Genomic DNA, 21,382 nt, shown 5'->3' on the forward strand with positions numbered 1-21,382 from the left:
CCTAAAATACTGGATACTAATAAAATGTGTAAATAAACTGGATTTACAATCTCTGTATAATTTTACTCTTTATACCAGCAATTTTAAAAATGTCTTCCTTCACGTTTGAAATTTTAACGATTTTAGTCCTAATTTTCGCCAACGGTGTATTTTCCATGTCGGAAATGGCCGTAGTTTCCGCCCGGAAAGTCAGACTACAGCAGTTAGCCAACCAAGGGGATATTAACGCCAAGGCTGCATTAAAACTCGCCGAATCGCCCAATCATTTTCTCTCCATCGTCCAGGTAGGGATTACACTCATCAATATCCTGAATGGTGTCTTTGGTGGTGCGACCATTGCCAGAAGACTAGAAGATTATATCAAGCTAATTCCCATTTTAGCTAATTATAGTAATGCGATCGCCTTTGGTATCGTAGTCCTACTCATTACCTATTTTTCCCTCATTGTCGGTGAACTCGTCCCCAAACGTCTGGCTTTAAATAACCCCGAAAAAATCGCTGCTTCGGTCGCCATACCTATGCGGGCTTTAGCGAGAGTAGCTTCACCCATAGTTTATCTTTTGAGTGCATCTACAGATTTGGTCTTGCGAATATTGGGAATTACCCCTTCCAATGAACCACAAGTTACAGAAGAAGAAATCAAAATTCTCATTGAACAAGGCACAGAAGCGGGAACATTTGAAGAAGCCGAACAGGACATGGTAGAGAGAGTTTTCCGGTTAGGCGATCGCCCCGTTACCTCCTTTATGACACCCCGACCTGATATAGTTTGGTTAGACTTGGAAGATCCCCCCGAAGAAAACCGCCAAAAAATGGCAGAAAGCGGTTATTCTCGCTATCCCATTTGTCAAGAAGGATTAGATAACGTTCTGGGAATTATTCCCGTCACCGACCTCCTAGCCAGAAGTTTACGCAACGAACCCTTAGACTTAACTCTAGGATTACGTCAACCCGTATTTGTCCCCGAAAGCACACGCGGTTTAAAAGTTTTGGAATTATTCAAACAAACCGTCACACACATGGCTTTAGTCGTAGATGAATATGGCGTAATTCAAGGCTTAGTCACCCTCAATGACATCATGAGTGAAATCGTCGGTGATGTTCCCACAGAACCAGGACAAGAAGAACCCCAAGCCGTACAACGAGAAGATGGTTCTTGGTTAGTAGATGGAATGTTAGGAATAGAAGCATTTTTAGAACTATTTGATCTCGAAGAATTAGAACATGAAGAAAGAGGAAACTATCAAACACTAGGCGGCTTTGTCATTACCCATTTAGGACGGATTCCCGCAGCAGCAGATCATTTTGAATGGGATGGTATGCGGTTTGAAGTCATGGATATGGACGGAAATCGGGTTGATAAAGTCCTAGTAGTACCCAAAGTCATCGGTAATTGAACTCAGGATGTAGGGGCGCAGGGCCTGCGCCCAGTCGGGATTTAGCATAAAGAAGCATTACAGAAATCTGGTTGAGAGAAAATTCATATAAAATTAACTCTTCCTTATTTAAAGCTTAACTTTTCTACTGTTCACTAGGGTTAAATTCACTTTTTGCTGCAACATTAAAATTCCCCCCATTACCTTCAAGTGAAAAGGTTTGGGGGATTATTTGTTAAAATATCCTAAACTTATAAAAAAATCCCTTTGATCAGCAAAAATTCCCAACCATTACGTAATATTAATTACTCTCATGCTATCCATCTTAGCCATCTCATTGATCAAGATATACCAAAATGGACAGGTGATCCTCCCGTAGAATTTACCAGTGTTGCAGAAATTCCAGATGATGGTTATTACTTACGACGCTTTTCCTTGGGAGAACATAGCGGGACTCATATTAATGCTCCTAATAGCTTTTATGCAAACGGCACAAGTATTGACCAGTATCCAGCATCGTCCTTAATATTACCAGCTATAGTTATCAATATTTGTGAGCAAGCAGCAATAAACGCTGATTATGTCTTGACTATTAGTGATATCCAAGCTTGGGAAACTGAATTTGGAGAAATTCCCACAGGTAGCTTCGTGATATTATATACTGGTTGGCAGGAAAAATGGTTAAATTATCAGGCATTTTTTAACCAAGATAAAGACGGAAAAATGCACTTTCCTGGTTTTAGCTATGATGCAATTGAGTTTTTAATGACACAGAGGCAAATTACTGGAGTGGGTATTGATACTCACGGTGTAGATTCTGGGCAGGATACCAATTTTACCATTAATCGGTTGCTTTTAGAGCAATGTCTGGGGGGAGGGAAGCGATCGCTAATTGTTCTCGAAAACCTCACCAATTTAGATCAGTTACCACCCCATGATATCACCTTAGTCGTTGGCATTCTCCGATTAAGAGGCGGTTCTGGTTCTCCCGCAGCAATCATGGCATTATTTTAAATTTTTTCTTTTCAACTATTCTCCTCAGACTCTGAAACTTTAGTTTCTTATCTGTTCCCTGTTCCCTATTCCCTTCTTTCAATTAAAAAATATTAAAGCCCCATATCCAGAGTACGCAAAACTACTCAAAAATGGCTACGAGGCTAAAATATTTTACGAATTGGAAATGATATTTTTAATCAACTTCCCAATCATTGAGGCAATCCTGCCCATGTACTGTAAATTGCCGCACTCAAGTCTAATACTGCCTATTTGCACCGCTGTAAACAAGCAAGAATTAAACCTCATTCAGCAAAGTTTATGAAACTTTCGCTGAGTTTTCTATTAAATTTTTGACAGACAAAAAGGATCTAGCTTCAGATCCTTTTTTTGCCTTTAACATAACGAATTTATTACTGTAAATTAGCAACACCGTTAGTTAAGTTTGGACTTAAATGAGAACTATTTAATGGCACTAGCTAAGGTTTTAGTCAAAAGTAGAAACTGGATAAATCAGACTACCACTTTTGCTATTTTTTAGCTTGTGAACTGAAAGCTGGAGAATTTAAAATTTAGACTCCTGCCAGCAGTTTTAGATTTCACCATTAACCTGCATTTGATGAACTTGATCTGCCAATTCTTGACAATTTTGATCATCTAACTTATCAATTGCCAACATTCCCATGAGAATAACTTCTTTCAAAGTTAAGCGAGTTGAATGTGCCTGTTTTTGCACAATCTCCTTAATGATGGGAGATACACCGATTGCTGTACTAGCTCTAGCCACGTTATAAAAGGAAACATTAATGACATCGGATAAATCTTAGCACTTTTCGCTAAGTTATTCTACATCCCCGGAACTGATCTACTTTAGTTTCGATAAATCTTTGTATGTCTAATCCAGACTTTAAATAGCAAACAGACTCAATAATTCTGCAAATCTAACTTTTTAACTACGGACATAACTCTTCTGTAGCAAGCATTTTAACGATTTACTTACTCTGCCATACACAGCCTTGTTACTAAAATTACTTAGTATAAAAACTTAGGTTTTATTGGTATCAATTGCTAGAATACTTGTATAAGTAGGTGTAAATAAACGTAGCTATCTTGAAAAAACAAAATACTATTTAAACCTTATAAATTAGACTCTCTAGCGTTTTATTGCAATTTTTTTATCCACAAAAATTGATACCTATATAATTATTTATTAATTTTTCTTACAACTCACATCATAAACAATTAATTATTGTCATCTGCCAAAAGTATGAAACCAATAAGATTTTGAAAAATGCTGGTAACAGCGAGATGCTCAAAAAGCTATAAAGCTTATACAGCAAGGCTTCTAGAATATAAAATCCCAAGATTTAGTGTTGATTAATCCTGACTGGAGGATATTTGTTATGATTCAATGGATTGAATAGCATTGAATTAATTCATAATGTTAATTTTTGTAACCTGACACAATAAATCAAGTCTAAGTTAAAACCCATATTTTTTCGATAGTAAAACGCAAGGGTTCAAAATAAATGGGGTATAGACAGAAATCGAAATTTTCCTGAATTCACTTAGCTAAGGCCGTCATAAGGAAAAGTAGTGAATACGCACAAGGAATAAAACAACGATGAGTGAACCTTATCTGTTGGCGGCAAGTTTATTAACCGGATTGGTAATACCAACATCAACACCCCCCCAAATAACCAATCTTCCCAAAGATTCTCTATCTTTATTGGATTTAGCCGAGGGTTTCCAGGTTTACGACAGCAAAAAAAATTCTGCACGTCAAATTGCTGTACCTGAATTTAGTAATCAAATTGAAAAGTCTTCACCAGCAAAGAAGAGTCTTGTCAAGACCGATAAATCATTACCAAAATCCAGTAGACAAAGACCGACGACAGTTGAACAATCATCAGTAATCAGAAAAAACCTTCCCAGCGTAGAGATTCTATTATCAGAATTCAATCAGCAGGGATTATCAACACCTGTAAAATCATCCTTTAACTTCCATTCCCCAAAGACTCCAACTACGTCACCTACTTCTGGTAGTCAACTCTACCAGCAAAGATTAGCATCACTTGTAGCTGGTCAAATTTATACGCGCACTGATAATGATGAAAATTTAGAATTATCCGGGGAATTAAATAAGGCATCTAAACTGACTTATCAAGACTGGAAAAGCTTATTAGCGATGGAAGCTAAAGCTATAACTAAAGGTCAAGGTGCAAATCGGTTAAGTATTTTAGTAGGTGATTCTTTAAGTTTGTGGTTTCCCAAAGACAAATTACCTACGGGTAAATTATGGCTAAATCAAGGTATATCTGGAGACACTTCCGAGGGCGTTTCTAAAAGATTGTCGGCTTTTTCTGCCACCAGACCCGATGTAATTTATGTGATGATTGGGATTAATGATTTACGTAAGGGGGCTACTGACAAGTCAATTTTGGTCAATTCTTCGCGGATTATTCATCGCTTACGTCAGAGTCATTCCACCAGTCAGATTATTGTCCAATCTATTTTACCTGTGCGATCGCAAAAAATCCCCAATAGTCGAATTCGTCATATTAACGCCCAACTAGCTGTAATTGCCCAAAAGCAAGGAGCTAATTACCTAAATATTCACAATTGGTTTACGGATATTGATGGCAATTTGCGTCCCGAATTAACTACAGATGGATTACATTTATCTTTAGCAGGATATCAAGTGTGGCAATTTGCACTTGAGCAAATCGAATATAGAGTTGCTCAAATTTACAACTGATATATGCAAATTAAATGTATATTAACGTAAGTTGCTAGTTGGGAATGGGCAAGAGGCAAGAGGCAAGGGGCAAAAGTAGTTTACCACTGACCACTGACCACTGACCACTAGTAACTTAGGTTATATTATTTCACAGGTCAGGGTGTGAGAGCTATCAATAAATATCAAATGGTAGATCGGATAAATGATATCGCTTGGCAAGCTCACCAGGGCAGCGTAGCGGCAATTATTCAAGTTTTGAATGAAAGGCTAGTTGTGTCCGGTGTCAGAACTAGAGCCGTTTTTGCGGCTGGTATATTACAACTTTTGTGTGAAGCAGCTACAGTAGAGCAACTGGAGCAATCTGTCTTAGTGCCAAAAATTCAAGAAATTTTGGACTCACTTGCACCACGTCATATTCGCCGAGTTAATATTAATAGTCGAATTGTTCGAGAAGAGCAATTACTATGGTTAGAGGAAATTAACCGCGATACTGATGGTCAATTACTGTGGTCACAGGAAATTACTATATACCAACCAAATTTCTTGAAACGGTTAATTCCAGAGTTAACTGAAGTTTATACCAAATCAAGAAAACCTATTTTAACAAAACCCCAATCTTTGCTAAAGAATCAAGATCAGGGCAAAATTTCTGTCAAAACATTATTTGTATGGGTTACTGGTTTATCTTCAGTAATTTTACTGGCTTGGTTGCTAGATTTTCGGTTAGATAATCCATTGAAGAAGCTGTTGCCATTAGTGGATTCTCAATCTTCTGGGACAGTCAACCAAAGACCGCCAGAATCATCGAATCGTCCTGGTAGCCAAAGTTTTTCTGTTCCATTGGATGATCCGTTTGTTGCATCTGTGAGACTAGCTAACCAGGCAACTGCGACTGGTAAAATGGCTACAACTTCAACTCAGTGGTTGGAATTAGCGGCTACTTGGCAACGGGCTTCTGATTTAATGGGTCAGGTTGCACCTAGTCACAGCCGCTATCAGGAAGCACAGATTAGAACTAAGTTGTATAAAAAGTTTAGTGAGGCTGCCCAGAAAGAAGCTCAAAAGAGTGAATCTTAACAATGTCAGAATCAGGATGTCCAGGATGTATTGTTCCTATTCTCGAATCGGTGACTCCTGACTCCTAGTCCTCACAGATAACTTTTTCAGCAAACCCTAATTATGTGTTTATATTTAAAATAATTTCTGCTACTGATTACAGTGGTTGCAACAGCTTATTCACATTGAGACTGGTCATGGATAATTGTCTCCTTTTTGCTTCTTTGACAAAAGTAATATAAAATGCCCTGTGTTACCAGTACGGTTCACTAGCATCAAAAATTTTTAGGCTAGAGAACATTAGTCCATTGGCCAGGTGCGAGATAAAATACTATGAATCCCATTAACTTAAGTTGGAGTAAGCTGGTTGTTACAGCCGTTTCTGTTGTCGCATTATCGCCAATATTTTCTGCATTAGCAGTATCAAGACTTTCTTCCCCAGTTGCATCAAAATTAGGTAATTCTCCACAAACGCAACTTTTGGTAGGTCAATCTGACGGTGAAGCAATTGATATTCCCGTTAATACAAGTTTTTCACCACAAAAGAAATCAGCCTTCACGCTTTATATATGGCAACCTGGGGGGACAATAAAAGAAGTAATTGCCCGAATTTCTATTAAGAGTAAATATGGTAATAAATACCGCCAAGAAAGGTTTTTAGGTGATTATAAATATAAGATTAAGCAAAAGGCTAAGTTTGTTAAAGGGTTTAAATTAGGCGATCGCATCGTTATCCGCTTATATGATACCAATAATCGCTTTATTGGTTACAGTGAATTTGTTTGTTTGCCGGAAAATACTGCGGTTAACTTGATTCTATCAGCTAATCCCACAGAAAACAAAGTAGTTCGCACATTTTATGGTTTTGATGTCAATAATGATAGCATTGTTGATAATACTAACGCCTACGATTATTTCACGGAAGTTAATAACCAAAAAGTTACTTTTCTGAATAGTTCGGAAAAGATTAATATTGTCCAATATCAAGCCGCCGGATTTGCCAAAGTTGCCACCACTGGCGTTTATCCTACCTCCTTTAGCGAAGGTGATTTTGCTGTAGCGGGTAAATCTATCAATGCCTTTGATTCTACCTTAGCAAAAGCCTTAACTGCTAATCCTGGTAGTTTGGTAAAGTTGACCCCAATTAGTACAAACTCCAGTTTTGAACTTGGTAAATTATTAAGTGAATATCGCCAAATAGGCGTAGCGAAAGGTATTCAAGTCTCATTTTCTGATATTTCCAAAAACTATTGGGCTAGGGAATATATTTCTGAATTGGCAGCAATGGAAGTAATTGATGGATTTCCCAATGGCACTTTCCGTCCCAATGCACCAGTAACTCGTGCAGAATTAGCCGCCCTTTTACAAAAAGTATTTATTAAAAGTAAAGTTCGAGAAGCAATTAATTTTAAAGATGTTCCTAAGCGATATTGGGCTTATGATGCCATTCGAGAAACTTACGAAATGGGCTTTTTTACTATTCTCAATAGCAAAAACTTTAACCCCACACAAAAGCTGAACCGCCTAGATGTTTTAATAACTTTAGCCAAAGGATTGAATTATAAATTTACAGGTTCAACAAAAAATATCCTTTCAGTTTATAGTGATGCTTCTAGCATTAGAAGTGAACATCGTAATTTTATCGCTGCTCTAACAGAAAATGGTGTAATTATCAATCATCCTAATAGAAAATTGCTAAATACTAAAAAAGTTGCTACTAGAGCAGATGTTTGTGCTTTATTGTATAGAGCAATGGTGAGCGCTGGTGAAGTGGCAGATTTGCCATCAAAATAAACGTTTAACCTAGCCTTGTCTATTCCCTGCTTTTTCAACTTAGCTATCGAGGTGTAGATGTTGATTGTTACCAACTCAAGTTACTCTGAAAAGTGATTGACATAAGTTGATAACACAACAAAACACAGAATATGGAAACAGAGCATAGTTTAATTCTGGATCTGACAATCGTCTTAGTCTCTACAGCATTAGGAGGATTTTTATCTCATCGGTTGCATCAACCTGTGATACTTGGTTATTTAGTTAGTGGTTTTGCTATTGGACCTTTTGGTTTAAAGTTATTAAGCAACGTCGCTGATATTAAATCTTTAGCAGAAATTGGTGTTGCCTTCCTACTATTTGCCCTGGGTGTAGAATTTTCTTTAGCAGACCTAAAACGAGTTAAACAAATTGCGATTAAAGGCAGTTTACTACAAATTGGTTTAACAATTGCCCTAGTAGCAATAGTAACTGTTTTGACAGGTTGGGCTTCGGGAATCACACAAGGAATCTTCTTAGGAGCAGTTTTATCTCTTTCTTCCACAGCAATCGTATTAAAAACACTCACAGAGAGTGATGAAACTAATACAGTGCATGGGCAAATTATGCTGGCAATATTAATTGCTCAAGATTTAGCTTTGGGTGTCATGTTAGCAATACTTCCTGCTTTGCAACAACCCGAAAATATTGCTGTAGCACTAGGCTTTGCTTTAGTTAAAATTGCCCTGTTTGCAGTAGTCGCAATTATATTAAGTGTGTGGATAGTTCCCCGGATTTTAAGTAATATTGCCGCTACAGAAAGTAATGAATTATTTCTCTTGGTTGTAATTGCCTTATGCTTAGGAGTTGCATTAACAACTGCATACTTGGGTCTTTCCATTGCTATGGGGGCATTTGTGGCTGGTTTAATGATATCGGAAATTGATTATTCTGACCAGGCATTAGCAAGAATTTTACCGTTGCGAGATACATTTGCTAGTCTGTTTTTTGCATCAATTGGAATGCTGATTGATCCGGCTATTCTCATCAACAATTTTGGACTAATTTTAGGACTTGTCACTTTGGTAATGCTGGGTAAAGCCGCAATTATTTTAGGCATTGTTTTAAAGTTTGGCTACTCTCTAAAAAATGCCATTATTGTCAGTTTTGGCATCAACCAAATTGGTGAATTTTCTTTTGTATTAGCCTTAGCTGGTTTAAAATTAGAATTGCTATCTCAACAAACCTATTCTTTATTGTTAGGAACAACAGCAATTACACTCGTACTAACTCCTTTATCTCTTAAAGTTGCACCTTTAATTGTAGATAATTTGCATCGAAATCCCTTACTCGCAAAGTTATTACAACGCTTTTCTGCACCAAAAACAATATCTATGCCAGAAATAATTACTGATCACGTAGTAGTAGCTGGTTACGGTAGAGTTGGGCAAGTAATTGTTAGTATATTACAAAGCCAAGGATATCCAGTTTTAGTAATTGAAAATAGCGAAGCATCTGTACAAAGATTAAGAATGCGCCAAATTCCTTACATTTTTGGTGATGCAGATTCTGAATTAGTATTAGAAAAAGCGCATTTAGAAACTGCTAAAGCTTTAGCGATCGCCCTTCCTGATCCTGCTAGTACCCGCTTACTGTTGAAAAATGCTTTGACTATTGCCCCTTATTTAGATGTAATTGCTCGTTCACACAGTAATAAGGAAATTGATATTTTAGCTCAAATGGGTGCGAAAGAAGTTGTCCAACCTGAATTTGAAGCCGCATTAGAGTTAGGGAATCATTTACTAAAAACCTTGGGTGCAGAAGACAGTTACATCCAAACTGTGATCAATACTATTCGCAAAGATAGATATTTAAGTGTTAGACCTGATTAATAATAGACATCTTTTAATCAGGATGGGGGAGATAGGGTGTAGAGTGTAGAGAAAAATAATTATTTTTGCTTCTACCTCTCACCCTACTTTAACCTTTAACGCACAGAACTTGTTTGAGAGTTGCCACTATTTCCACCAAATCAGATTGGTTTGCCATTACCTGTTCAATGGGTTTATAAGCAGCAGGAATTTCATCTAAAACCCCTGTATCTTTACGACATTCTACCCCCTGTGTTTGCTCGATTAAATCATCAAGAGTATAGACATTTTTGGCTTTACTTCTTGACATTAAGCGCCCTGCGCCATGACTACAGGAACAAAAACTATGAGCATTTCCTTTCCCTTTCACAATAAAAGATTTTGCTCCCATTGAACCAGGAATAATCCCATAATCTTCTGTTTGAGCGCGAACTGCACCTTTCCGAGTGACATACACATTTTCGCCAAAATGTACTTCTTTTTCGGCGTAATTGTGATGACAATTTACCTCTAATAAAGGTTTGGTAACTTTCCCTCCATTGAGATGTTTTTCGACAATCTTTTTAAATCGTGACATCATCACATCACGGTTAAAAAGTGCGTAATTTTGCGCCCATTGTAAATCTTCCCAGTAGGCTTTAAATTCTGGTGTCCCCACGACAAAGTGAGCTAAATCAGGATCTGGTAATTTATTATTTGCCATTTTTGCTAATTCTTTAGCAGTATTAATATGGCATTGTGCAAGTTTATTACCAATATTCCGAGAACCGGAATGCAGCATTAACCAAACTTGATTTTCTGTGTCGAGACAAACTTCAATAAAATGATTGCCTCCACCGAGAGAACCCATTTGTTTCATCGCTTTACCTTCTAAATCTTGCACACCACGATGCAAATTAGAAAAATCGCGCCATCTTTGCCAGTTGGTTACTGCTTTTTCTACATCTTTGTTTTCATTAAATCCTGTGGGAATTGCGGCTTCAATATCGAGGCGAATTTTCTTGAGTTTGCCCTCTAATTGTTCACCTGTAAATTGTGTTTTGATGGCACTCATACCGCAGTTGTGAACAAATACCCCAGCTTTGAGAGCAAAATTATGATACTCCGGTACTGCCAAACAATACACATTTTCCGTGTAATTTAGGGGAATTACTGCAACAACTTTGTGATTATAATTAATCAGGTAATCTATCAATTCAATATTTTCTGGTCGGTTATCCAATTCATTAATTTCACCTAATAAACCAGAACGAGCAATCATCCAATGTGCCTTTTGCCATCTTCCAGAATATGGTTGAGATATGAGGGTATAACCATCTTTATCAATTTGAGAATAAAAAGGCATTAAAGAAGTACCTGCTTCCAGAAATTGTGCTTCTTTATAATTGCCGTCTCGAAGCATAAATTGATGATCTGGAGTACAGATAATCTCTTCATTGTTATCTAAAATTACTTTAACAAGGGGCGCATTTTTTCTCGTTAATTTTGCAGTGGCTTTAGCAGCTACAACTTTTCCTGTTGGTGTACAGGCATAAATTATAAATTCTTCATTTTTATCAACTAATTCTTTGATTGGATAGTATTTTCCATCAACTAAAGGAATCAATGTTTCTCCGACAAAGCAACCTAAATCCACCCCCACAGCCGCAGGAATAATGGCATCTTTAGTAGCAATAACTGAACCAACTAACGCGCCTTTTCCTAAGTGAACATCGGGCATTAAAGCCACGTGTTTAAATACAAATGGCAATGAGGCTACATTCTTAGCCATTTTAGTTTCATCTGAGCCTAATGAATGATTTGCCCAAGATAAAACGGGGTGGGGTGTGGTAATTCCTAATTGTTCGTAGGGCATAATTTTAATTGGGGATTTGAGGTTTTACTAAAAACGCCAATCATCTGGAGTTTTTGGACAAAACTTTTATCTTGAATTTCTCGTATTACAACGATACTACACAAATTATCACTCTGTCAAGCTAAACAAGATCCCTGATTTCTTAAAGAAGTCGGGGATCTGGCTCTTGTATATGTTCAAAAATGGGTTAATCTTAAATGTATTCCGGTAATTTACTCTGATAAATAATCATCTGGAGGATTGTTTCCAGCTTGCACTATGAGTTTAAAGGCAGTTTTATTTGATTTTAATGGTGTCATTATTAAAGATGGATCAATCCATATTCAATTGATAGATGATATTCTTGTACAGGAAAATCTTCAACCTCAACGGGTGCAGGAACGTCAAGCTTTTTTAGGGATAGGCTCTCGCGCGTATCTGCAAAATCTGTTGAAAAGTCGTGGTAGGGTGGTGACGGAAGCTTATATGATGCAGTTACTCACCCGCAAAGCTCAAGCTTATGTGTTGGAGTTTGAGAAGCTGGAAAAATTGCCTTTGTATTCGGGAATTGAAGATGTGATTTTTCAGATTCGTTCTCGTCATCTGAAAATGGCGTTAGTCAGTGATGCTTTATCTCCAGAAATAGAAATGGTATTGACATCTGCTAAATTAGCTGAATACTTTTCTGTGATTGTGTCGGGGGATGATATCAGCAGCAATAAACCTAATCCAGAAGGTTATTTACTGGCGGTTGACAGGCTAAATCAGGTATATCCAGAGTTAGATATTCAAGCTAATGAGTGTTTAGTGATTGAACATACTCCAATGGGTATCCAAGCAGCTAAACGCGCTCAAATGCAAGTAGTGGGAGTAGCGAATACTTACCCTTTCCATATGCTGCAACGTCAAGCTAATTGGACGATTGATTATCTGATTGATTTGGATTTACAACGGGTACAGGAAGTTTTTGCGGAAAAAGATGTGAAATCTATTGTTCCTGAGTGCTAAGATATGATATGTATGTCAGAGTCGGCAGTTTCTTGGCACTTACAAGGGGAATTAGCTCAGTTGGTAGAGTGCTGCGATCGCACCGCAGAGGCCAGGGGTTCGAGTCTCCTATTCTCCATTTGCAAATTAGTGTCGTTTTTCCCAGGTTAATATCTTAGGATTTACGCATTGACAAGATTCTCCAAATATGTAACGTGAATTTTATCCCTTGTAGGGTGCGTCAGATAGAGGAAATCTGTTTTTTTGTCAAAATATCGTGTCTGACGCACCCTACTCAATAGGTTATTCCCAAAGCCGAAAACGACGCAATTTCGTTCATTCATATCATGGCAAGTTTGTACAGTGCGTAAGTCCTATATCTTTATTTTGATTGAAAAATGACAACTGCAACAGAGCATTTACAGACATTAGAAAAACAGGTTTGGATTTGGAGAGATTACCAAATTCAATATACTGTGATGGGTACAGGACAGCCTTTGGTACTAATTCACGGCTTTGGTGCTTCCATTGGCCATTGGCGCAAAAATATCCCGGTTTTGGCTGCTGCTGGTTATCAGGTGTTTGCTTTAGATTTGTTGGGATTTGGTGGTTCTGATAAAGCAATCATAGATTACAGCATGGATGTGTGGGCAGAATTATTAAAAGATTTTTGCAATGCACACATTCAAACACCAGCAATATTTATTGGTAATTCTATTGGCGCTCTTTTAAGTTTAATTGTTTTAACGGAATATCCAGAAATTGCGGCAGGAGGGGTCTTAATTAACTCTGCTGGTGGGTTGAGTCACCGTCCCCATGAATTGAATCCTGTGCTGCGATTTGTCATGGCAACTTTTAATAAGTTGGTGGCTAACCCAGTTACAGGTAAATTCGTTTTTAATCGCATTCGTCAAAAATCGCAAATTCGCCGCACTTTATATCAAGTATATAGCGATCGCACCGCCGTTACCGATGAACTTGTAGATTTACTATACAACCCATCTTGTGACCCAGGAGCGCAACAGGTTTTTGCTTCCATTCTCACAGCACCTCCCGGGCCTAGTCCAGAAGAATTATTACCTAAGTTAGAATTTCCGTTATTAGTAATTTGGGGTGCAGAAGATCCTTGGACACCAATCACGGGAGCGAATATTTATACAGCAGCGCGAGAAAATGGTCAAAATATTAAAGTTGTTCCTATTCCTGGTGCTGGCCATTGTCCCCATGATGAAGTTCCAGATATTGTTAATGGTGAGATTATTGATTGGTTAGGACAATTTTAATTATCTCACATCTGTTTTTGAACAGATACATGGGTGTGTTAGCGACAGTAGTGATCGCCATACACATCCTACAATACCTAGCAATGCCTAATTTTGTTCAAAAATCAAATAGTAATCCTATATATATTTACATAATAAATATCAGATTTTTATATGTAAAGGATTTCTGATAGTGATTATAAATTCTAAACCATAGTAAATACTGATAGTATTCAGATGTGCAGTAATTTTATGTATTATTGCAGAGTGAACAATTCACATGACCACAAAAAAAATGTATTCTTCAATACAGAATATTTTTTGAAACAAACAGAAAATCAACCAACTTTATTCAGCAAAAATCAAGGAATCGGGAATTACCGAGTCAGTAATAAGAACAACAACCATGAATAAACGTATTCGTCCTTTATATCGTATTTTAGCACTAGCTATAGGTGCAATGGTTTTGGCAATTTTTGCCCCCACAGTTGTCCAAGCAGCAGATCCTGTGACACTGGAATCCTTAGATGCCACAACCAAGCAATTACAAATTTCCATTGATACTACCTGGGTACTACTCACAGGCTTTTTAGTATTTTTCATGCAGACTGGCTTTTCCATGCTGGAGGCAGGTTTGCTGCGCCAAAGAGGTGTAGTTAATGCCCTATTAGAAAACTTTATTGATGCGGCCGTCACCATTATCATCTGGTGGGGTGTGGGCTTTGGCATTGCTTTTGGCACAAGCGCAGGTGGGTTTATTGGTACTGACACATTTTTCCTAAGTCAATTACCAGTTGACGGTGCTTTTACCAATGGTGGTGTGCCTGGAATAGCTTCTGGACTCAATGCCTATACTTTGTTCTTCTTTCAGTTTGCCTTTGCCGCTACTGCCAGTACAATTACTACTGGGGCAATGGCTGGGAGAACGGACTTTATCGGTGATTTAATCTACAGTGCTGTTATGGCTGCGTTCAGCTATCCCGTAATTGTGCATTGGGTGTGGAACTCCGGCGGTTGGTTAGCGAAAATAGGTTTTCATGACTTTGCTGGTAGTACAGTAGTTCACACCGTTGGTGGTTGGACGGCTTTAGTAGGTGCTTTTTTACTTGGACCCCGGCCTGGACGGACTCCTTGGGGACAAATTCCCCCTGCACACAATTTGGGTTTGGCGGCTTTGGGAACGATGATTCTCTGGTTTGGCTGGTATGGCTTTAACCCTGGTTCAACTCTGGGTACGGGTAGTCCTGGTTTAATTGGTTTGATTACTCTCAATACTACCCTGGGGGCTGGGGCTGGGGCTTTGTCGGCGATGTTTTATCAATATAGTCGTTCGGGTAAATGGGATTTAGTCTATTGTCTGAATGGTTCTTTGGCAGGACTGGTAGGTATTACGGCAGGTTGCGCTTTTGTTGCCCCTTGGGCGGCGGTGGTGATTGGGTTAACTGGGGGAATTTTAGTGATTTTCGGTATTGATATTATTGAATCATGCAAAATTGATGACCCTGTGGGTGCATTTGCGGTTCATGGGATTAATGGCATGATGGGGACACTGGCTGTTGGCTTTTTAGGTCAGCCGGAATTGACTTTAACTAAAAAAGCGGGACTGTTTTTAGGTGGTGGTTTGGATTTACTGGGTGTGCAGATTTTAGGTGTAGTAGCAACGTCTGTTTTTACTATTGTTTTCGCTTTTATTATGTTCTCTGGACTCAATGCTATTGGTAGGCTGCGTGTTCATCCTGATGCTGATAAGATTGGGATTGATAACTATGAACATGGTGCAACTGTCTGGCCTGATGTTTATGCTATTGAGGAATTTGTAGAGGAGGAAAAAAGTCACTCTCATAATCCTTAAATTGTTAGATCCCCGACTTCTTGAAGAAGTCGGGGATCTTGAGGATCTTTTTATTTTTTAGCTGCTGGTTGAGTGCTGGGAATGGTAATGTCTATAGTTGTGACTTTTGGGGCTAGGTTGGTTAATGATTGTTTCATGGCTGCTTGGTTTCCAACTACTAAGGTGACTAAATTTTCTGGTTTGAGGTATTTTTGGGCTACTCGTTTTACGTCTGCGACTGTGGTAGCGGTGATGGCTTTTTGATAGCGAAAGAGGAAATCGGCAGGATAGCCATAATATTCATATCGCATTAATCTGGATAATGTTTGACTAGGATCTTGAAAGTTGAAGACAAAGGAGTTGAGGGTGGAGTCTTTGGCTTTATTTAATTCTTGAACGGTGATATTTGCGGTTTGTAGTCGTTTAATTTCTGTTTCTAGGGATTTGATGAATTGAACTGTGGTTTCGGTGCGGGTTTGTCCTCCAGCGACGAATGTTCCTGGGTAGTCGAAACGGGGACTCCACATTCCATATACAGAGTAAGCTAATCCTTGACGCGATCGCAATTCATTAAATAAACGTCCGCCAAATCCATTTAATATGCCATTCATGACATCCAAGGCTGGATAATCGGGATTGTCGAATTTTCCGCCTAAATGACCAATTAAAACACTACTTTGGGTGAGTTGGGGTTGATTAACGAAATATACACCACCTAAATTAGCTTGGGTGACTTGTGGTAATGGGGTTTTGGCAATTTCAGGGTTGGGTTTCCAATCACCTAATTTGGCTTGGATGAGCGATCGCATTTTTTGAGCATTAAAATCACCGACAATCCCTAAAATGATATTATTGGGGTGAAAATATTGTTGATAAAATTTCAGCAAATCATCACGGGAAATTTGATCGAGAGTTGCATATTCAACTGTTCGGGCATAAGGACTTTCTTTGCCATAAATTAATTTTCTCAACTCTCGACTGGCAATACTATTAGGATTATCATTGCGACGAGCAATAGCACCGCGAATTTGAGTTTTATTCAAATCTAACTTTTCTTGGGCAAAAGCCGGTTCTCGCAGTACCTCAGTAAATAACCCAAATACCATGTCTATGTCTTCTGTCAAGGCTTCAAAACTAGCACTTCCAGCCGCTTCACCCATATCTGTTTCCACAGCAGCAGCCCGTTGTTCTAGAATTTCATTTAATTTATCTGCGGAATGTTTTTGAGTGCCACCACTTCGCAATGTAGAACCCACCAAAGTGGCTAAACCTGCTTTTTCTGATTGTTCCCAACGACTACCTGTTCTGATTAGTGCTGTACCATTTACCAATGGTAGTTCATGATCTTCCATCAAATAAACTACTAAACCATTTTTGAGAACATACCGTTCATACTTGGGTAATTTAATTGCTGAAATCGGCGGAAATTTTAACTCATCGTAATGCTTGGCTGTGGTTGCTGCCCAAGAAAAATTCAAATTTACGAGCAAACAAGCAACAACAATCACTAATGTGAAAACAAATCTTTGTCCCTTAGAAAAGTGGAATTTTTTGCTTTTCAAATCTAACCTCAACATATCTATTTTCAAATTTGAATTACTATCCTGGTTGTTTGGATAACAACTTGCCAACTATGCGATTTTCTGGCGTAAATGTGGCTTGGGCGACTCTTTGAATATCTTCAGGAGTGACGGCGGCAATTTTATCTAATTGCTGAAATAAGTTGCGCCAAGAACCGGTTTTGACTTCATATTCTAATAACTGTGATGCCATGCCAGAATTAGAATCAAGACTGCGTAATAAACCGGCTCTAGCTTGGGTTTTTAGTCGTGCCAATTCCACCGCAGATACAGGTTCAGTTTTGAGTTTATCAATTTCTTGACGTAAGGCGATCGCTACTTCATCTACTGTTTTCCCTGGAGATGTGAGAGCATAAAAGAAGATGAGATTAGGATATTTATCCCCTGGAAAGCCACTATAACCTTGAGCATTCAGAGCTAAACTTTGTTTTTCTACTAAAGACTTATAAAGTCTTGATGTTCTCCCGTCACTCAATAAACTGCCAATAATTTCATAAACTGCATTATCAGGATGGGTAACAGCCGGACGATGATAACCTTCTAAATACCAAGGTTGTGTAGCAAGTTCTAAAGTAACTTCTCTGGTGGCGGTTTGCTGGGGTTCTACGGGCAGTTTCTGTTGAGGTTTAGGTTTAGCTTGATAACGCCCAAAATAAATTTGTGCCAGTTTTTTGACTTCAGCAGGATTGACATCTCCCACAATAGCAATTGTTAAATTACTGGGAGCATAATAAGCCTCAAAAAACTTCCTCACATTCTCCGGTGTTAAGTTGCGAATATCTTGATCATAACCAATTACTGGTCGGCGGTAAGGATGAACTTTGAAAGCAGCATCTATGAATTTTTCAACCATCTGGCCGATAGGAGAATTTTCAACTCGTAAGCGTCTTTCTTCCAAAATTACTTCTTTTTCTTTATAAAATTCTCGAAATACAGGATCTAAGAACCGATCTGATTCTAAGGACATCCATAGTTCTAATTTATTCGATGGAAAGCTATAAAAATAGCGGGTAGCTTCGGAAGAAGTAGTTGCATTTAAACCCACACCTCCAGCTTGTTCAACTATTTGCCCCATTTCGTTTTGTTTAACTAATGTCAGGGCTTGAGATTCTACTGATTTAAATTCAGTTTCTAACCGCGCTAGTTCATCTTTTTTTCCGCTGGTTTTTGCGGTTTTGATTTGGTTATCTAAATTTTCTAACTTTTCTAAAAGTGGTGCTTCGGCTTGATAATCTTTAGTGCCGATGCGCTTTGTGCCTTTAAATGCTAGATGTTCGAGAAAGTGGGCTACCCCTGTTTGTCCATCTGGTTCATCAATGCCACCGACATCAGCATAGGTGAGAAAGGAAACTACTGGGGCTTGATGTCTTTCTAAAACAATGAATTTTAGCCCATTATCCAGGCTAAATTCGGTGAGACGATTAATTACTTGTTCTAGGTAAGGTTGAATGGAATTTGGGGATTTTTGCAGGGCTAAAGCTGTTTCCGGTATCCATCCCCAACCAAATACTATTAACGCCAAAGTGGTGGCTAATAGCCGACGGAATGGGAACTTTTTAACGTTACCCATGAAAAAATTTAAAATTGTCTGGTGCATAAGCAAAAGTTAAATTAAATTTACATTACTTGAGAAATAGACTACTTAACAACAAGAGAGTTATCTTCTATTAAGCTTTTTGTATTTTTAGCATTTGATGTTGCACAATAGGGCTACGAATCTTGTTTTAAAGATATCAAAATAACTACTATGCGAATTTTTAGTTCTCCTCCATCATCAGAAGTACAGGCGCGTACACGCATTTTACAAGCAGCACAACGACTATTTGCAGCCAAAGGGTTTGAGGGAACTACAACCCGTGATTTAGCACAAACCGCAGGGGTAGCTGAAGGAACTCTCTTTCGTCATTTTGCCAATAAAAAAGCAATTTTGGTGGAAGTGGCCACTAGCGGTTGGGTGGATATTCTCACGGATTTACTGACAGAACTGAGCGAAATGGGTAGCTATAAGGCGATCGCTCAAGTGATGCGGCGACGGATGTGGAATTTACAAAAAAACGCCGATATTATGCGCGTTTGCTTTATGGAAGTCCAATTTCATCCAGATTTGCGCGATCGCATTCAAACAGAAGTTATTGATAAAATGACAGATGTTGCTGAAGCATTTTTTCAAACCGCAATAGATAAAGGCATCTATCGTCAGATGGATGCCAAACTTGGAGCTAAAGTTTTTCTAGGTTTATTTGCGATCGCTGGTTTCTCTGATCATACCCTCATAGACCCCAACGCCTCCCCCCAAGAAATGCAAAAAATGGCGGAGGGGTTAGCGGATATCTTTCTTAACGGTGTCCTAGCGAGGGAATAGGTGACAGGTTACAGGTTACAGGTTACAGGTTACAGGTTACAACTGACCAATCACCAATCACCAATCACCAATCACCAATAACTAATTACCCATTGCTTGCGCTTGATGACTCCACTGTTGCACTAACTCGACTGCTGGACACAAATCACGATTATGCAATGTTGCTACTTGCAAACGCATAACCTGTCTATGCAATCTGTGAGTAGGAGTTTGCGCTAATTGTTGCACGGAAATAACCCCAGAGTGAAGCAATACACCACAATATTGAGTTCCTACACTGGGAACACGAGCTAAACCTGCTAAAACAACCCATTTATTCACAGAATGAATATTTACCTGTAATTTACCCGCTAATACTATTCTCTCTTCTGGAGTTTTTCCCCTATTAATTAGTTCTTCTGTGGTAGTGATGCCACAATTTTTTAATTGAGCTTGATCTTCTGCACTTAATCCTGGTAAATCTTTGACAGGCCAATCGGATTTTTGAAGTAAATTTCTATTAGTTGCACGGTTAATGGTCATTTTTTGAGTTTTTAGTATGGGTTAATTTATGTCAAAATTCAGAATTTACTAGGATTTTGCCTTCTGAATTCTCACACTCTTATCAAATCGCCATCCATCTAGAGGATGGTATTACTAACATTATCACCTATAAAAAATGTCAACTCCAATTTATTTACTGTTCAACTTCCTACATTAAAGGAGATTCACAGTCAATAATGCCCGATAAGTGTCATCTGAAATCTAAAAATTTAATTACAAATATTAACTTAATCCTTTTCTTAAAGATCCCCGACTTCTTAAAGAAGTCGGGGATCTGCGGGATATGATATATTCTTAACCTAAAGTTAATTGTCCGTGCATTACTGTTACAGCTTGTCCAGATATAAAAACGCGGTTTGCACCGGGATAGTATACTTTCACAACTCCACCCCGACTAGAAGCTTGATAGGCTAGAAATTCATCTTTTCCTAACTTATTCCGCCAAAAGGGAGCTAAACAACAATGTGCCGCACCCGTTACCGGATCTTCATTAATCCCCAAGGTAGGGGCAAAAAAGCGGGAGACAAAATCATATTCTGAGTTAGAATCAGCAATGCTAGTGACAATAATATCCGCCTTGATTAAGGTTTTCATCTGCTGGAAATTCGGCTGCATTTCTCTAACTAATTGCTCAGATTCTACTTCCACTAAATAGCCGAGAGAATTTTGCACAACAGACTTGCAAGTTACTCCTAAAACTTGACTTAATTCTGGAGGTGATTCAACAGATTGGGAAAGATTCACCGGAAAATCTAACTGAATCCAATTATTTTCTAGTCTAGCTATCAGTATACCACTTTTTGTATAAAAATGCGCCTCTTGATTTGGTAATAAATATCCTTGTGACCATAATACATGAGCGCTCGCTAAAGTAGCGTGTCCACACAGGGGAACTTCTACCGTTGGAGTAAACCAGCGTAAATTAAAACCGTCATCTTGTTTAATTAAAAAAGCGGTTTCTGATAAGTTCATTTCCTGGGCAATATTTTGCATCCACAATTCAGATTGTGGACTATCTAAAACACATACAGCCGCAGGATTTCCTGTGAATGGAGTATTAGTGAAAGCGTCTACTTGAGTAATAATTTGGATCATTTTTATAACTATCTAAATCTATGATTCTGTGTGAGATTTTAACCATTGTTCTAAGTCGTTAATATCTCCAAAATCTAATAATGCTTCTCCCAAGTCTTCT

17 protein-coding genes and 1 tRNA gene are annotated in these 21,382 nt (G+C 38.4%); 11 read left to right on the plus strand and 7 right to left on the minus strand.

The genetic code is table 11. The features are described from left to right. The first annotated feature begins 89 nt into the window (after window positions 1-89). Both FJR05_RS22180 and FJR05_RS22185 read left to right on the plus strand, forming a co-directional pair. Window positions 90-1,397 (plus strand): hemolysin family protein, encoded by a 1,308-nt coding sequence (locus FJR05_RS22180; RefSeq protein WP_168646106.1) that lies wholly within the window; start codon window positions 90-92, stop codon window positions 1,395-1,397. A 246-nt stretch (window positions 1,398-1,643) separates the two neighbouring features. Then, the gene (locus FJR05_RS22185) at window positions 1,644-2,390 is read left to right on the plus strand and encodes a cyclase family protein (RefSeq protein ID WP_174783817.1); all 747 of its coding nucleotides are present in this window, start codon (window positions 1,644-1,646) and stop codon (window positions 2,388-2,390) included. A 571-nt stretch (window positions 2,391-2,961) separates the two neighbouring features. Here the strand turns inward: FJR05_RS22185 and FJR05_RS22190 are convergent. After that, window positions 2,962-3,156, minus strand: a complete 195-nt coding sequence (locus FJR05_RS22190; RefSeq protein ID WP_015083627.1) for a hypothetical protein — start codon at window positions 3,154-3,156, stop codon at window positions 2,962-2,964. A gap of 837 nt (window positions 3,157-3,993) precedes the next feature. Between FJR05_RS22190 and FJR05_RS22195 the strand changes: the two genes are divergently transcribed. The 4 genes from FJR05_RS22195 (at window position 3,994) to FJR05_RS22210 (ending at window position 9,809) form a co-directional block, all read left to right on the plus strand. Beyond that, window positions 3,994-5,127, plus strand: coding sequence for an SGNH/GDSL hydrolase family protein (locus tag FJR05_RS22195; RefSeq protein WP_168646107.1), 1,134 nt, complete (start codon window positions 3,994-3,996; stop codon window positions 5,125-5,127). Window positions 5,128-5,295: 168 nt separating this feature from the next. Further along, window positions 5,296-6,186 carry a hypothetical protein gene (locus tag FJR05_RS22200; protein ID WP_168646108.1) on the plus strand — a complete coding sequence of 297 codons (891 nt, stop codon included), beginning with the start codon at window positions 5,296-5,298 and terminating at the stop codon, window positions 6,184-6,186. A 312-nt stretch (window positions 6,187-6,498) separates the two neighbouring features. Next, the gene (locus tag FJR05_RS22205; protein ID WP_168646109.1) at window positions 6,499-7,959 is read left to right on the plus strand and encodes an S-layer homology domain-containing protein; all 1,461 of its coding nucleotides are present in this window, start codon (window positions 6,499-6,501) and stop codon (window positions 7,957-7,959) included. A 131-nt stretch (window positions 7,960-8,090) separates the two neighbouring features. Further along, window positions 8,091-9,809, plus strand: a complete 1,719-nt coding sequence (locus FJR05_RS22210) for a cation:proton antiporter (RefSeq protein ID WP_168646110.1) — start codon at window positions 8,091-8,093, stop codon at window positions 9,807-9,809. 88 nt (window positions 9,810-9,897) lie between these two features. Here the strand turns inward: FJR05_RS22210 and FJR05_RS22215 are convergent, their stop codons facing one another. Continuing rightward, a complete protein-coding gene (locus tag FJR05_RS22215) occupies window positions 9,898-11,643 on the minus strand; it encodes an RtcB family protein (protein ID WP_168646111.1) in 1,746 nt (581 codons plus the stop codon). A 258-nt stretch (window positions 11,644-11,901) separates the two neighbouring features. Between FJR05_RS22215 and FJR05_RS22220 the strand changes: the two genes are divergently transcribed. The 4 genes from FJR05_RS22220 (at window position 11,902) to FJR05_RS22235 (ending at window position 15,723) form a co-directional block, all read left to right on the plus strand. Next, the gene (locus tag FJR05_RS22220) at window positions 11,902-12,630 is read left to right on the plus strand and encodes an HAD family phosphatase (protein ID WP_168646112.1); all 729 of its coding nucleotides are present in this window, start codon (window positions 11,902-11,904) and stop codon (window positions 12,628-12,630) included. 45 nt (window positions 12,631-12,675) lie between these two features. After that, window positions 12,676-12,748 (plus strand) — tRNA-Ala (locus FJR05_RS22225). A gap of 259 nt (window positions 12,749-13,007) precedes the next feature. Continuing rightward, complete coding sequence (locus tag FJR05_RS22230; RefSeq protein WP_168646113.1) at window positions 13,008-13,892, plus strand: alpha/beta fold hydrolase; 885 nt, start codon at window positions 13,008-13,010, stop codon at window positions 13,890-13,892. A 385-nt stretch (window positions 13,893-14,277) separates the two neighbouring features. Then, the gene (locus FJR05_RS22235) at window positions 14,278-15,723 is read left to right on the plus strand and encodes an ammonium transporter (protein ID WP_168646114.1); all 1,446 of its coding nucleotides are present in this window, start codon (window positions 14,278-14,280) and stop codon (window positions 15,721-15,723) included. Window positions 15,724-15,773: 50 nt separating this feature from the next. Here the strand turns inward: FJR05_RS22235 and FJR05_RS22240 are convergent, their stop codons facing one another. Continuing rightward, on the minus strand, window positions 15,774-17,279 hold the full coding sequence (locus FJR05_RS22240) for a pitrilysin family protein (protein ID WP_168646115.1): 1,506 nt from the start codon (window positions 17,277-17,279) through the stop codon (window positions 15,774-15,776). A gap of 22 nt (window positions 17,280-17,301) precedes the next feature. After that, window positions 17,302-18,852: a pitrilysin family protein gene (locus tag FJR05_RS22245; protein ID WP_168646116.1), complete on the minus strand. Its 1,551-nt coding sequence runs from the start codon at window positions 18,850-18,852 to the stop codon at window positions 17,302-17,304. A 177-nt stretch (window positions 18,853-19,029) separates the two neighbouring features. On the opposite strand from FJR05_RS22245, the gene FJR05_RS22250 reads away from it, so the two are divergent. Beyond that, window positions 19,030-19,644 (plus strand): TetR/AcrR family transcriptional regulator, encoded by a 615-nt coding sequence (locus FJR05_RS22250; RefSeq protein ID WP_168646117.1) that lies wholly within the window; start codon window positions 19,030-19,032, stop codon window positions 19,642-19,644. A gap of 81 nt (window positions 19,645-19,725) precedes the next feature. Here the strand turns inward: FJR05_RS22250 and FJR05_RS22255 are convergent, their stop codons facing one another. The 3 genes from FJR05_RS22255 to FJR05_RS22265 all read right to left on the minus strand — a co-directional run. Further along, on the minus strand, window positions 19,726-20,166 hold the full coding sequence (locus FJR05_RS22255) for a DUF4332 domain-containing protein (RefSeq protein ID WP_168646118.1): 441 nt from the start codon (window positions 20,164-20,166) through the stop codon (window positions 19,726-19,728). Between the two features lie 315 nt (window positions 20,167-20,481). Beyond that, window positions 20,482-21,282, minus strand: a complete 801-nt coding sequence (locus FJR05_RS22260; protein WP_168646119.1) for a PhzF family phenazine biosynthesis protein — start codon at window positions 21,280-21,282, stop codon at window positions 20,482-20,484. Between the two features lie 18 nt (window positions 21,283-21,300). Continuing rightward, a partial coding sequence (locus tag FJR05_RS22265; protein ID WP_168646127.1) for a DUF4351 domain-containing protein occupies window positions 21,301-21,382 on the minus strand: 82 nt, incomplete at its 5' end.

The organism is Dolichospermum sp. UHCC 0259 (assembly GCF_009711935.1).
In the GTDB taxonomy this organism is placed as follows: Bacteria; Cyanobacteriota; Cyanobacteriia; order Cyanobacteriales; family Nostocaceae; genus Dolichospermum.